Annotated in this window: 9 protein-coding genes; 3 read left to right on the plus strand and 6 right to left on the minus strand. The window is 59.4% G+C overall.

Features of this window, described 5'->3' with window-relative positions; translation table 11 throughout:
- The first annotated feature begins 62 nt into the window (after positions 1-62).
- Entirely contained in the window at positions 63-710 is a 648-nt protein-coding gene (locus tag ALFI_RS02445; RefSeq protein ID WP_014774644.1) for an HAD hydrolase-like protein, read from the plus strand.
- Between the two features lie 294 nt (positions 711-1,004).
- Here the strand turns inward: ALFI_RS02445 and ALFI_RS02450 are convergent, their stop codons facing one another.
- Genes ALFI_RS02450 through ALFI_RS02475 form a run of 6 tightly spaced genes read right to left on the minus strand, consistent with a single transcriptional unit; the run spans position 1,005 to position 12,411 of the window.
- Complete coding sequence (locus ALFI_RS02450) at positions 1,005-3,176, minus strand: S46 family peptidase (protein WP_014774645.1); 2,172 nt, start codon at positions 3,174-3,176, stop codon at positions 1,005-1,007.
- 56 nt (positions 3,177-3,232) lie between these two features.
- A complete protein-coding gene (locus tag ALFI_RS02455; protein ID WP_014774646.1) occupies positions 3,233-5,185 on the minus strand; it encodes a 4Fe-4S binding protein in 1,953 nt (650 codons plus the stop codon).
- A gap of 37 nt (positions 5,186-5,222) precedes the next feature.
- Positions 5,223-6,827 carry a fimbrillin family protein gene (locus ALFI_RS02460; protein ID WP_244264997.1) on the minus strand — a complete coding sequence of 535 codons (1,605 nt, stop codon included), beginning with the start codon at positions 6,825-6,827 and terminating at the stop codon, positions 5,223-5,225.
- A 17-nt stretch (positions 6,828-6,844) separates the two neighbouring features.
- Entirely contained in the window at positions 6,845-8,344 is a 1,500-nt protein-coding gene (locus tag ALFI_RS02465; RefSeq protein ID WP_014774648.1) for a DUF6850 family outer membrane beta-barrel protein, read from the minus strand.
- A 3-nt stretch (positions 8,345-8,347) separates the two neighbouring features.
- A complete protein-coding gene (locus ALFI_RS02470; protein WP_009597840.1) occupies positions 8,348-9,577 on the minus strand; it encodes a DUF4876 domain-containing protein in 1,230 nt (409 codons plus the stop codon).
- A 5-nt stretch (positions 9,578-9,582) separates the two neighbouring features.
- Entirely contained in the window at positions 9,583-12,411 is a 2,829-nt protein-coding gene (locus tag ALFI_RS02475; protein WP_014774649.1) for a TonB-dependent receptor, read from the minus strand.
- A gap of 440 nt (positions 12,412-12,851) precedes the next feature.
- Here ALFI_RS02475 and ALFI_RS02480 point away from each other — a divergent pair, with 440 nt between their 5' ends.
- Both ALFI_RS02480 and ALFI_RS02485 read left to right on the plus strand, forming a co-directional pair.
- Positions 12,852-13,541, plus strand: a complete 690-nt coding sequence (locus ALFI_RS02480; protein ID WP_009597793.1) for an ABC transporter ATP-binding protein — start codon at positions 12,852-12,854, stop codon at positions 13,539-13,541.
- Positions 13,538-14,794 carry an ABC transporter permease gene (locus ALFI_RS02485; protein ID WP_014774651.1) on the plus strand — a complete coding sequence of 419 codons (1,257 nt, stop codon included), beginning with the start codon at positions 13,538-13,540 and terminating at the stop codon, positions 14,792-14,794. Before ALFI_RS02480 ends, ALFI_RS02485 begins: the two co-directional genes overlap by 4 nt.
- Positions 14,795-14,797 lie beyond the last annotated feature (3 nt).

Below are 14,797 nucleotides of genomic sequence, written 5' to 3' on the forward strand. Positions count from 1 at the left end.
CCGGGCGAAAACAAAATAAAAGGCGAACTTTGCCCGTTACCACACAAAAAACCTGAAAATCTATGCACTGGAAATACCTCCTTTTCGACCTCGACGGCACGCTGACCGACCCGATGCAGGGCATCACCCGCTCGGTGCAGTACGCCCTGCGGCACTTCGGGATCGAAGTCGAGGACCTGACGACGCTCTGTCCCTTTATCGGACCGCCGCTGCGGGATTCGTTCCGCGAATTTTACGGCATGACCTCCGCCCAAGCCGACGAGGCGTCCGAAAAATACGGCGAATACTTCAGCCGTCAGGGAATCTTCGAAAACAAGCTCTACGCGGGAATTCCCGAACTGCTGTCCGCCCTGCAGGCGCAGGGTGCGACGCTGGCCATCGCCACCTCCAAACCCGACTTTCTGGCCGAACGGATCGCCCGGCATTTCGGGTTCCGCGACCGTTTCACGCTCATCTGCGGCGGAACGGCCTATGGTCCCTGCTCGACCAAAGCGGGCGTAATCCGCGAGACCCTCGCACAACTGCGCATCGACGATCCGTCGCAGGCCGTCATGATCGGCGACCGCCGCTTCGACATCGAGGGAGCCGCGGCCGCAGGCATGGAGTCGATCGGCATATTGTGGGGCTACGGCAGCCGCGAAGAGCTGGAAAAGGCCAGTCCCGATTACCTCGCAGCCGACATCCCGGAACTGCGGCGAATATTGGGGTAACGCACCGAGGTCAGGCGGCAGGCAGAAACGCAGGAGTCAGCCCCCGGCGGTCCCCTGCGTCAGCCGCATGACGGCCGGTCGGCAAAAAGGCTCGGACGGCGGAGCGGATGAAAACAGCATTGCGCCGCTTCCCATCTTTCACCGGGCACCCGCCCCTACGACACAAATTCTGCGCAGACAAATCGAAACGCCTGTAACCACGACAAACAAAAGACGCCCGCGGCAACCGCAGGCGTCTTCATCTATCCGAAAACCCGGAGTCCCCGGCAGAGCCGGGGCCGATCCGATTCCGAACTATTTTTCAAATTTCATTTCGTCCAGCAGCCAGTCCGCCTCGGCATATTTGTCGATAATCCACATCACGTAGCGGATATCGACGCAGACCGTACGCGCCAGATCGGGATGGAACCACACGTCGCCGGCCATCGACTCGCGGTTGCCGTCGAAGGCCAGTCCGATCAGCCGTCCGCGGCCGTCGAGCACGGGACTGCCCGAATTACCGCCCGTGATATCGTTGTCGGTCAGGAAATTGACGCAGAGCGTACCCTTTTCGCCCCAGCGGCCCCAATCCTCAGCGGCAATCAGCCGTTTCATGCGATCATCGACCCGGAATTCATACTCGTCGGGGTTGTATTTCTCCATATAACCCGCAATCGTCGAGCGCGAATCGTAATGCACGCCGTCCGACGGATTCAGGGGCACGACACTGCCGTAAGTCAGGCGCATGGTCGAATTGGCGTTGGGATACTGCGCAATCCCTTCCGAAGCGCGGAAGTCGTAGAGCAGGCCGGCATAACGGCTTTCGGCCTTGCCCACCTGCGCGCGAACCCGTCTCTCGGCCTTGTCCACCCCGCCCGTAAACCGCTGCACCCGCACCGATTCGGTGAGTCTGACCAGCGGATCGCGGCGCATCTCGGCGACCGAGCGGTTCCGTTCGAAATAGGCGTCATAACGGTCGGGATCGCTGCAGAACGACGCATCGAACGCTTCGCGCGCCATCCGGTCGGCATCGCCGCCCGCCGCATCGTACATCTCGGTCAACTGTTCGCCCCACATCTCGCGCGGCACATGCTTCGTGAAGTTCACGATCATCTTCGCCAACAGGTCGCGGTCGGTCTCGACATCGTAGTTGCGGCGCAGGCGGCCGCTTCCGGCAACCACGCTCTGCGCATCCTTCGAGTCGATCTTCAGCGAATCCAGCTTCAGGCGGTCCAGCTTGCCGAGGTACGACGACACGCGGTTGGCCACCAGCAGCGCCTCGCTCGGACCGAGCCACGCCTCACGGAAATAGTTGAGACTGCGTTCGGCGCCCCGGCGGCCCTCGTAGCCGCGTTCAAGGTCGGCAAGCAGCCCGCCGTCCTCGGCCCTGCGCGCCGAATCGGCTTCGATCCAGCGTTGCAGACGCTCCTCTTCGGCCTTACGGATCGACACCACGTCGAAACGGCGCAGGCACTTGTTTTCCCACTTGGCGTAATCGGCATAGTTGCTCAGCCCGAAATAGGAGTCGGAATACTTCATGCGCACCTTCGGATCGCGCTCCATATGGCGCTTGAGAATATCCATCCGGTCGTGGCGGTTGGCCACGACGACGGGATTCTTGACACGCTGTTTCTCGGCCACGGCGAACGACGAAGCGTAACGGTTCGTATGGCCCGGAAATCCGATCACCATCGCAAAGTCGCCGTCGTGCACGCCGCCCGTCGCAATACGCAGTACGCGGCGGGGCTTGAGCGGCACGTTGCCGGCGGAATACTCCGCAGGACGTCCCTCCGCGTCGGCATACACCCGGTAGAGCGTAAAGTCGCCCTTGTGCTGGGGCCAGCCCCAGTTGTCGTGATCGCCGCCGAAAGCGCCCAGCGTAATGGGCGGAGTTCCGACCAGCCGCACGTCCTTATAAACGTCGTAATAGAACATCAGGTACATTTTGCCGCCCCACATCGAGTAGCACGACACTTCGTGTTCGGTCTGCGCGGCATAACGGTCCTCGATCTCCTTGTACACGCGGCGCATGCCCATTATGCCCCATTTTCCTTCGGCCATCATGCCGTTGCGGATCGCCTCGACCTCCTCGGTCACATCGACCACCTTGCGCAGGAACCACACGGTCTTGCCGGCCACGGGAATCTCTTCTCCGCGCGTACGGGCCCAGAAACCCGTTTCGAGGTAGTTGTGTTCGGGCGTCGAAAGGGCGCAGATGTCGCTGAACGCGACGTGGTGATTGGTTATCATCAGCCCTTCGTCGGAGATCATGCTTCCCGTTCCCATACCGCCGTCCACGGCGACTACGGCGTCGGCGAGCGCCGAAGTCTGCTCGTTGTAAATCTCCTTGTCCTTTATCTTCAACCCCTTGGACTTCATCTGAGGGTAAATCTCCCCCAGCCGGTTGATCAGCCACATGCCTTCGTCGGCCACGGCGGTCTGCATGCAGAGCAGCACGACGGCCAGACAGGCTATCCATCTTCTCATATCTTTCATCTTCATAAAACGGGAGGAAACCGTCAGCCGATCCCCTCCCGGTCATTTTATTCGGTTACGGTCTTGCCCGGATTGGTGAACTTCAGCCGCGGATCGGCCTCCTTGAAGGTCCCGTCGGCCATGCGGAGCGTCCACTTCTCGGCTTGGAAAATCTCCTTCCAGAGCTTCTCGTCGTTCCACATCGACTTCACATAGTGAATACGCATGACGGGCGTCAGGTCGCGCAGCACGAAATCTACGGAGACAATGCCCTCGGAGCACGAAAGGAAGCTCTTGAAATAGGGGAACGCATTGCGGATCGGCATCTTCTCGATACCGGGGAACGCCATTTCGTAGACAGCCTTCGGGAACTGTTCGTCGTCGCCCCACTTCTCGATGTTGGCAATGAACCTGCCCGCCTGCTTCTCCACGTCGCGGAACATGATCTGCGCGAACTCCTCGCGCGAAACCTGCCCGGCGACCGCATAGCTCTTGAGCACGGTGTGCATCGGAATCACCTTTTCGCCCTCCTTGGCCGGAATCACCAGCTCTTCGGCGTCGATCGCCTCCTCGAACATCTTTTCGGTAATGCCGGCGGCGGGATCGGCGTAGACCGTCACATCCACGGGGCAGGCGAATTCGGAGGTGAAGCCGTATACGCCCTCGATCTTCTGCAGCACCATGCCGAAGTAGATCATATCCATCCGGTCGTGGAGTCCCTCGACGCCGAGTTTCACCACGTCGAGCATCGGCACGTTCTCGCCCGGCATGGCGTATTTACGCAGCGTCGGAGCGAAAATCGCGGCCTGAATCTTCAGCGTGTCGGTCTTGGCGGGGTCGAACAGCACCTCGACGCCGTGACGGCGGACGAAGGTCTTCACGCCGTAAACACCCGGCACGGTCTGCATCTTGGCCGAGAAGGCCTTCGAAGAGCCGAAGCACTTGATCGTCTGCAATCCCTCCATCTCGAAGGTCTGCAGATTCTCGACCTGCTCGTAATCGCCCCATTTCTCGTCGATCGTGGGCAGCTCCATCGTGGAACCCATCCACACAGCGATGAAGAAGAGCACGACGGCCAGCAGTCCCGGCACCCAGCGCAGCGAACGGCGGCCGTTGACCTGCAGGGCGTCCTTCGTACAGGAGCCGATACAGTTGCCGCAAAGCGTGCAATCGACGTGCTTCACCTTCACGTAGTCGTGGATCGGCAGCTGATAGGGGCACTTTTTCTCGCAGAGACCGCAGTTGTTGCAGGTGCGGATGTCACGCTCGATGTACATCAGCGGGAAGACGCAGCTGCGCATCTTGACGATCTCGACGACATATGCGGCCAGACATGCGCCGCCGATGGTCCAGATCCATGCGTCCGCAACGCCCAGCATGCCGAGAATCCAGCCGCCGAGGGCCGCGATGACGAACAGCAGCGTGAATTTGAAAATGTTGCTGGCCGCCCCCAGCGGGCAGATATACTTGCACCAGAACATCTTCACCACGAAGCCGCCCAGCAGCAACAGCGTAAGGCTCGTGAGCGACATCCAGAGCACGATCTCGCCCTTGAATCCCGTAGCCACGGCATAGAACGGATCGAGTTTCTTGCAGAACAGCTCGCTCGACGAGAGCGTGAAATAGAGGATCGTGAAGAGCAGCACGTACTTCACCACGCGCAGCAGTTTGTCTACGATGCTGCCCGACGGAACCTCGACCTGCAGATGCAGTTTCTTTCCGGCGCGGCCCATCCATTCGCCGACGGTGCCCAGCGGACAGAGGTAGCCGCAGAAAAGTTTGCTGAACAGGATCACTCCCACGGCGAGCACGAGGCCCATCATGATCTGGAGCATAGACATCGAGCAGGCCAGCGAGTTGTTCACCAGATAGGTTCCGAAAGCCTGCAGACCGCCGAAGGGACAGTAAGCCTCGACATCGACGGGTTTTTCGCTGAAGTTGGCCCAGAGCACCGTGCCTGCAATGGCGGCCAGTACGCCCCACTGCAGGATGTGCTTCAGGTAATTGGGTTTGCGTTTCATGTATCGTTAAGTATTGTGTTTGTGTGTGCGGAGCGGGTTATTCCCTGTCCTTGATACAGCGGACGGGAGCGGCGCAGTAACCGCCTTGGTATGCGACCGTTATACGGTTGAAACTCTTGTTGTAGGTGATCATGCCGGCATAATACTGAATGTTCTTAATGCCGCTGGCCGGGTCGTCGGCCGTATTGTAGGTAACCTTATAGCCGGTCGAACTGGGGAAATACCCCATGCCGAACGCCGAGGCGTCGGCAGCCGAGGCTGTCGCCATATAGGCCGGAGTCGCCGTGACATTTGCCGCATTGACATAACCGCAGCCTGCGATGTTAAACCCGTCTTTATTGAGCTTAACGATCGAACCGCCGCTCTGCGTCTGTTCGAAATAGGGCGACGTCGGATCGGTGAGGTTGCCGCTGCCGACACCCGCCAGTTTGAGCCATTCGGCCATCGTCGGGATATGCCATCCTTCGGGGCAAATACCCCGCGCCCCTTCATACTGGTCGAAATTGTCACCCGTCATGTCGCCGGTCATCCCCAGCATCACCGGATAGCTGTACAGCAGACCGTTGCTTTCGACGAGCGACGGATCGGCCGCTTTAGACAGATTGCACGGATACCATACGCCGCTGCCATCCTTCGGGTCGCTCGATATGGTTTTGCCTTCGGGCACGTAGCGCAGGTTTTCGGCCATCCACGTACGGCCGTCCTTCAGGGTCACGATCTCGTACTTCACGCCGCCCCATTCGACGGTCGGGGTCTCGACCTCGCCTTCGCCGTCCGGCAGCAGGTCGTCGCCGTCCACCCAGCCCGTAATCGGACCGCTGAACTTCAACTCGATGTCGGCCGGCTGCACGTTGCACTCCATGCGGCGGTTCTCACCCGACTTGAAGTCGGCCGTACCGAGCGTCTGCGTGCGTTTCTTGCCGTCGGCCGTGGTGACGGTAACCATCAGTTTGACACCGTTCTGCGGCACCAGAAGCGCATAGTAGACTTTGTTCGCAGTCGCCGTATTGGCGATCAGGTCGGAAGCCTCCGCGTCCGCTTTGGCCGTAAAGTTGCCCGTCGCTGGATCGAGTACGCCCGTCCCCACGGCGCCCTTGATGACGATATTCGTAATATCGAAACCCGATTCGTTCGTCACGTCGATAACGATGCGCGACATCTTGTGCTTGAAAGTCATCTGCGTGGACGACAGCGTCGGCTTGACGCCCGCCTTCACGGCCACGATCAGGTCCGAAGCCGTGTAGTTGTCGCCGCTCTGATCGGCCTTGACCGAGAATTCCGCGGGAATATCCCCGCCCTCCTGCCAAGGATAATAGGCGAAGAGCGTCGAGGTCGCATTGATGTCCTCATACCAGAGGAATCCCTCGGTCTTGAAATCGGTGCCGTCGAAAGTCATCGGTTTGTTCGACACGAAATCCTTGCCGTCGGCGGTCATCGTAACCTTCAGGCCGACCTTGTCGCCCAGTTCGAAATCGGTATCCGTGGCGCGCGTAGAGGCGGTCATGGCTGCCGGCGTCAGCGAAGGATTGCCGATCGTCGGAGTGATACGCAGCGTCCGGTCGCCCGGAACCCCGCCTTCGTTCTTCGAGCAGGCGGCAAAGCACACTGCCGCGGCTGCCGCAATCATCAAAATCTTTTTCATAGCTCTATCCGTTTAAGTTAAAAATTATATCCCACACTCACCGTCGCCCGCACCCGGTTGGGCTGCGCGACGTATTGCAGATCGAACCCGTGTTCGTAGCGCGCATACAGTTCGACGTAGAACCGCTCGATGTTGCGCCGCACGCCCAGTCCCGCCCCCAGCCGTTTGGCCGTCAGGTATTCGGTTTCATAATTGTAATATCCGGTCAGTTGTCCGGGATACTCGCCCGGCTGCTCGCCGGAGGTCTCGAACTGTTTTTCGCACTCCTCGAAGCCGCCCTGACGGTAGTCGGCGGCGAGGGTCACTTCCCAGAACCCGAAGGCGCGGATCAGTTCGGCATAGACTTTCGTAAAGTGCAGCTTCTGCCCCTTGACATAGGGATACATCAGCGTCGATTCGCGGTTGAGCTGCGAATAGGCCACGCCGGCGCGCAGGTCCGTATAACGGTTTGCAAATTCGTACTCGCCCCCCAGATCGAGCCCCTTGCGCCCGAAGATGGGCGTCGAGCCGTGAATGTAGGGCTTCGTCACACCGTTGACGGTCTCCGTCGTGATGATGTTCTCGTCGGTCCGGAGCGACCGCCAGTCGAGGTGCAGCCGCACGAAGTGCCTGCGCTGCAGGTTTCCGAGCGAAAGGGCGGCGTTCGCCGTCACCTGATGCGTCCCGAACTCATGCCAGATCATGCCGCGCTCGCCCGTCTCGCCCTGCCGGTTGCGATATGCGGCAGCGGCATAGACCGGTCCGTACTGCAGCTGCACGCCCGCGCCCTGCGTATTCTCCCGGACGGGAAATCCCGTGACGCCGCTGGTCGTGAGGTGCATGTCGCTGCTCTCCCAAAGCTGCAGCGAGCCGTAACCCAGACCGCGATCGAAGAAAGCCTGATACGATTCGGGCGTGGAGCCGATCTCCTCGGCTTCGAGTTTTTCGCTGTTCGTGCCCACGATATAGACCGCGCCCGCGGCGAAACGGCCCGCATGGTACATCACGCCGGGCGAGAATTCGAAGTCGAGCCGCGTGTTCTTGTGACGCAGGTCCTTGCGCTTGGCATAGTTCTGCGCTTCGAACTCCACGCGCAGGCCGCCCGTCCAGCGTCTCCCCAGCACGGCCGAAACGCCGCCCGTGAAGGTATAGTCCTCGCGGATTTTGCGGCCCGGCGTAAATTCGAGAATATCCACGGGATAATAGCCCGGTTGGGTGAACATCGAACCGCACATGTTGCGGCCGTCGAAATAGTCGTATCCGAAGCCGCCCGCGAAAGAGACCTTTTTCAGATGGCGCACCGACTCGGTCCGCGCGCCGGCGTTCCAGCTGTCGTCCGACGACGAATGGCCGGTCATCCCGCCGGTCTCCTTGGTGAAATAGATTTCGGCATAGGAGCGGCTCAGGCTGTCCTGCCGGATGCCCGCGGCGTTCGGGCCGCCGTTCCACGGATTGCGGCGAAAAACATAATCGAAACGCTCCTGTGCCGCGGCGCCTGAGACGGCAATTATCATCAGCAGTGTTAAAATCCGTCTCATAGGCTATTCACGCAAAGATTGTGTCTCACGCTCGTAAAAATCGTTCGACGAATTGTTGGTATCCACATATCGGTCGAATCCGGCGCTCGCAGTGGCCTCTTCGTCCAGCCTGCGGTAGAGGCTGTGTCCCTGCGCCTTGGCCGAGAATCCGACGTATCCGGCGTCCACATCGGTATGCAGACGCTTGTTTCTGGTCGCTTCCGACAGGTTGCAGACCTCGACGCCGTCTACGATCCACTCCCACGGAATTTTCGAATAGACGACGCTGCCGCTGGCGATCGCCGATTCGAGATCATTGGCCAGATAGGCGTCCAGATCGAAATCGCCGGGCGCCCGGAAAAGGATCACGGCGGGCGAATTCTGCGATATCACATAGACCACGGCCGTATTCGTTCCGGTTTTTTTCAGCACTTTCATATAGTGCGACTCATCGATCTGATCGCCCGGAGTAGGCGTGGGATGCAGCCGGTTGCCGGGATAATGCACCATGTCGTAAAGCACGAAGTAGCCTTTCCGGTTGAGATTCACCGACTGGGAGTAGGTCTGCGTGTGATCTACGCCGTAATAGGCCACGACGGCCTCTTCGCCCGGCTCCAACGGGAAATCCGTGCCCGTGCCGGGGAACATCCAGATACAGTCCGGCATGGCGGCGTAGTCGCGGAAAACGATGTTGCCCGAAGGGTCCGTACTCGTCCACGGATTGTTGGCGTTCGAGTTGTAGGGCGCGACCATACCCAGACAAAGGCCGTCGAGGTAGTAGGTGTCGAAACTGTTGTTGTGCAGGACAATATACTTGTCGTCGGCATACGAACCGGTCGCAGGCGGGTCCTGCGGACAGCCGCCCGAATAGATCTCCTTGATGAGGATCGTGCCCGGCTTGGCGTATTTCAACTCTACGCTCACATTCCGGTCCGCGCCGGCGAGGTCCACCTGTTCGACGGCGCCGTTGAAGACCGACGACGCATCGGGGCGGTCGAGCACCGAAAGCCGGTAATGCCCGGCGGCCACGTCGAAGGCCGCCACGCCGCGCGCATCGGTCAGCGCGGTGTAGACGTTGCTCGAATTGCGGTCGGTGAGTTTCACCGGAACGCCCTCCCGCAGGAAGGAGGCGTACTCTTCGGGGTAAACGACCTGCACGCTGAGCGACCGCAGCGTATCGCCGTAGGGATTGCCTTCGAACGACGTGCAGCCGGCGGCCAGCAGGCAGGATAATATGCAAAATAGCTTTTTCATCGTTTTCAGAATTTAAGACGCACCGTCAGGCCGTAATAGAAATCGGGCGTAAAGACGACCTTGACTCCCGAAGCGTACGACGCGACGAAAGGCCGGGAATTGGTGAAGTTATTGGCATAAAACGAGATGGATACATGATCCCCGATCTCCTTGGTGATGCTCAGGTTGGCCGAGAAATAGGGATCGTACCCGTCGCCGTTGAACGAGTAGGCATTGCCCGAACGAAGCAGCAGGGAGGAGAAGGCCGGATCGTTTTTCTGGGCGTCGGTGAAGGGATGGCGGTTGCCGTCGAGGTCGAGGTAGGCCACGGGCCAGATCGCCGTATAGCTGTTGCCGTCGTATATGCTGCCGCCCGTGGGATTGCGGTCCTCGTCCGCGTTGAAGGCGTATTCGCGGCCGTCGTACTCCGAAAGGTTCTGCGAACGCTTCACCAGCGAAGCTTCGAGTCGGAGGGTGACGATCATGCGGATCGCGGGCACATGGGTCGTGGCCGTGAGGTTCGCATCCAGCGCATGGGTCTTACGGCCGTTGTAGGTCACGACGGAGCTGCCCCCGTTGTCGGCGTAAATACCCACGTAGGGGAAGAATTCGCCGCCCGTCGTGGTCGAAGGATAATAGGACGCCTCGCCTTTATTGACGTATTTGGTATAGCCGTAGGCGCCGTCCAGCCGCAGCTGCGTGCGGATAGGATTGATCTGCGGGAAATCAACGACGAACTCCAGACCCATGCGGTCCACGGGCGAGCCGTTGTCTTGGTAGGTATTCTTGACGAAGGTGCGCTTGGTGGAAGTCGTCTCCATGGCGATCCATCCGGCCGAGGGGTCGTCCTTGTCGCGGACGAAGATCTCACCCGTCTGGCTGTCCACCCTGAAGAGCGGATTCGACGGCATCTGGAACGAGGAGCCGTCGGGCATCTTCGAGGGCAGCCCCATCACCTTGTAGGAGAACGGCTCGTAGGCGGCGCTCAGTTCATAGGGGTATTTGGTACGGTTGAAATAGCCGACCAGCGAAACCGAAGTGCCGCCGATACGCAGATCGACGCCGACCTCGGCGTTGCGGTTGCGCTGCCAGCGGAGGTTGTCGTTGTAGAGTATCTGGTAAGGCTGCGTGTGATAGACGTACACGCTCCGGTTCGGGCTGTAGGTGTTGCTGAACACCCGCGTATCGCGGTATTCGGGCAGCGGATAGAGGACGTTGAAGGACGGCAGTTTCTCGGTGATACCCCAGCCGCCGCGGACGGTCACATGGTCGTTGATGCGGAACTTCAGGTTCAGGCGCGGCGAAAGACTCGACGTATTTTCATACTGCGTATTCTTGATAAAGGTCTTTTCGGCGCGCACACCCGCCATCAGCTGCAGCGAGGTCGTTCCCAGCGGCACGGTCAGCGTCTCTTCGAGGTAGGCCGCGAGGTTGTGCATGTAGGGAATATCGGTATAGGGGCGGGGGCGGTACCCGTCGGGTGCAAGGGGGGGGGCCGCATAATACTCTCCCTCCCCGACGTTGCCGTTGGCGCGCCACGACGCGCCGATCTTGGCATTGCTATGCACGTCGCCCCAGCTGCGGACCCAAGTGGCCTTCAGATTCGCCGCATAGTCGAGCTGCTTGGAGTCGATATTGCGCGTCGTATAGAAAGTCGCCGGAAGCATTTCGGCGATATAATAGCCCTCGCTTTCGGCATGGACGGCCGGGGTCTCCGTGGCCGACGACTGGTAGGTGTGCCTGCGTGCGAGCTTGTCGGCATAGCTGAGCGAAGCATCGAAATCGACGCACGTGATCCACGGTTTGTTGAGCAGCCATTTGAGCGACGTATTGGCCCGCAGGGCGTTGTCGCGCACCTTCTCCCACTCGCCCACCTGCGCGTCGGGGTCGTCTTCGGTATTCATGCCGCCGATGTTGGCCGTCACGCCGAAATTGAAACGCAGAACCTTGGCGAAGGTGTTCTGGTAATTGAGCGCAATGCCCGTGCGCGAATAGGAACTGTAGGGCGACGTGGGGTTCTTCATGGCCCGCGTGTACTCCACGCTGCTGTTCAGCACGCCGCGGTCGGTACCCAGATCGAAACCCTTCGAGGCGGAGATTTGTTTGGTGCGGGGATTGGTCGAGAGCACCAGCGTATAGGGCGTCTTGCCCTTGCGGGTCGAAATCTTCACCACGCCCGACGAGATATCGCCGTACTCGGCCGAAGGCACGCCCGTCACCACCTCGACCGACTCGATATTCGTCGAAGCGATGTTGCGGGTGCTCGCGCCCGACATTTCGCCCAGCGAAGCGTTGGTCGAGATGCGCACGCCGTCCACCTCGACGGCCGTGCCGAACGAGGCGTTTCCGGCCGCGGAACCGCCGCTGCGCAGCGAAAAGACATTGTCTTTGGTCAGATCGGGATTTATCGTCTTGCCGCCCGGCAGCAGCGACGAAATATCCGAAGCGTTCACCATTTGCAGGTGGTCGATGGCGTTGCCGCCGATCGTCCGCGAGGTGGCCATGGCATTGGGCGCCTCCTTGGCCGTGACGACGACGCTTTCCAGTTTCAGATTGTCCTCAGGCGCATAGAGCAAGATACGCCCCATGCCGGCGCGGACGTCGAGTTCGGTTTCCGTGGTCGCATATCCCAGACACGACACCACGAAACGGGTCGCGCCTTTGGGCACGCCCTTCACGGTAAAATTGCCGTCGCCGTCGGCCACGGCCCACAGTCCGGCCTGCGGCAGCTCGACGACAGCCTGAGCGATCGGTTTGTCGGTGCCCTTGACCAGCACCCGCCCCGATAAATCGTAACGCTGCGCCCAAACTACGGCCGGAATTAGCGTGAATAACAGTAGCAGAAGTTTCCTCATATGATTGACCTAACGCAACAAATATAACTAAAATGAATATTTTTTGTGCATTTTCAAGCGTTTTTTTAACCATTTCAACAATTTTTACGGGCAGGAGATTCGATTCCGTCCGGCTCGGCAAAGACCGTTTCGCCAAATCCCCCATGCGTTCCGCACGGAAATACCTGCATTACAGCGAAAACGGACGGCTTATAAACATAGGTCCCAAAGATTAATTTTATTTTTACAGTACTATGTCGCACAAAGTATAAATATTTTACCTATATTTGCGCTTATCAACCGACGGTTTATTGGTGTTTAGTAATTTTTTATTGATTTTCGATAAAAACAAATTGTTTTTCAAGAATATTTTAATACCTTTGTTCCCGACGCCGTTTCCCTCGGCTTACAGATCGTAACTACGCAACCTTACAAAACCGCTTTACAACGGCAGACAGAATATGATAAAGCTGGAAAACATCAACAAGACCTACGACAACGGGTCGCCCCTGCATGTGCTCAAGGGTATCGACCTCACGGTGGAAAAGGGCGAACTGGTCTCCATCATGGGCGCATCCGGATCGGGCAAATCGACGCTGCTCAACATCCTCGGCATCCTCGACGACTATGACAGCGGCAGCTACTATCTGGCCGGCCGCCTGATCAAGGATCTCAGCGAGACGCAGGCCGCCGCGGCCCGCAACAACATGATCGGCTACATTTTCCAGTCCTTCAACCTGATCAACTACAAGAACGCCGTCGAAAACGTCGCCCTGCCACTCTACTATCAGGGCGTCTCCCGCCGCAAGCGCAACGCCCTCGCCCTCGAATACCTCGACATGCTGGGCCTGAAGGAGTGGGCCGAACACATGCCCAACGAGATGTCGGGCGGTCAGAAACAGCGCGTGGCCATCGCGCGGGCGCTGATCAACAAACCGCAGATCATCCTCGCCGACGAACCCACGGGCGCACTGGACAGCGTCACCTCGCAGGAGGTGATGAACCTGCTGCGCAGCGTGAACGTCGACATGGGTATGACCATCATCTGCGTCACCCACGAACAGTCGATCGCCGACCAGACGGACAAAATCATCCGCCTGACGGACGGCGTCATCAGCAGTATCACCGAAACCGGACTGGCAACGCGATGAGAGAGCTGCTGCTGGAGATATGGACTTCGGTGCGCCGCAACAAACTGCGCACGTTCCTCACGGGATTTTCGGTCGCGTGGGGCATCTTCATGCTCGTCATCCTGCTGGGATCGGGCAACGGACTCAAGAACGGCGTGCTGTCGAATTTCGGCAACTACGCCACCAACTCGATCACCATCTCCGGCGGCTGGACCTCGAAGGCCTACGCCGGCTACAACAAATGGCGCAGCATCGACCTGAAAAACCGGGACCTCGAAATTCTGGTCAATGAATTCCCCGAAGTGGACGACGTCGCCGCCAAAGCGTGGTACCGCGGCTCCACGGCCACCTACCTCGACCGCTTCGCCGACATCAGCCTGCGCGGCTCGCTGCCCAAGATCCAGCAGATCGAAGGCGTCGAGATCGTCAAGGGACGTTTCATCAATCAGGCCGACATCCACAACTACCGCAAGGTGATCGTCATCGACGAGGCGCTCGAAAGAATACTCTTCCGCGGCGACAACCCGCTGGGCAAGCCGGTCAAAATCCACAACAACATCTACCGCGTGGCCGGCGTCTACAGAGGCGACGCCCAGCAGCGCAATTCGATGGGCTACATCCCGCTGACGACCGGCCAGCTGATCTTCAAGGCCAACGATCCGGTCGTGGACAACGCGATCATCACCGTACACGGACTCGACACCGACGCGCAGATGGAGGCGTTCGAACAGCGCATCCGCAAACGGCTGGCCGCCGAACACCACTACGATCCCGAAGACCAGAGCGCCCTGTGGATACGCAACACGATGGAGCAGTACAAGAGCATGATGATCGTCTTCGGCGGCATCAACCTCTTCGTATGGATCATCGGTCTGGGCACCCTGCTGGCGGGCATCGTCGGCGTGAGCAACATCATGCTGGTGACCGTCACGGAGCGCACCTCCGAATTCGGCATCCGCAAGGCGCTGGGCGCCAAACCCGTGTCGATCATCCGCCTGATCCTGACCGAATCGGTGATGATAACGGCCATGTTCGGCTATATCGGCATGGTGCTGGGCGTTGCCGTCATGGAGGCGGTCAACTATGTCATCAACCAGACGCCGGCCCAGACCGGAAACTTCGGCGGCAGCATCTTCCTCAATCCGACGCTCGATCTGGGCGTGGCCGTCAGCGCCACGGTCGTACTGGTCATTGCGGGCCTGATCGCAGGATACGTCCCCGCCTACCGGGCCGCACAACTGAAAACGATCGACGCCCTGCGTTATAATAAATAAGGA

This window comes from Alistipes finegoldii DSM 17242 (assembly GCF_000265365.1).
Lineage (GTDB): Bacteria > Bacteroidota > Bacteroidia > Bacteroidales > Rikenellaceae > Alistipes > Alistipes finegoldii.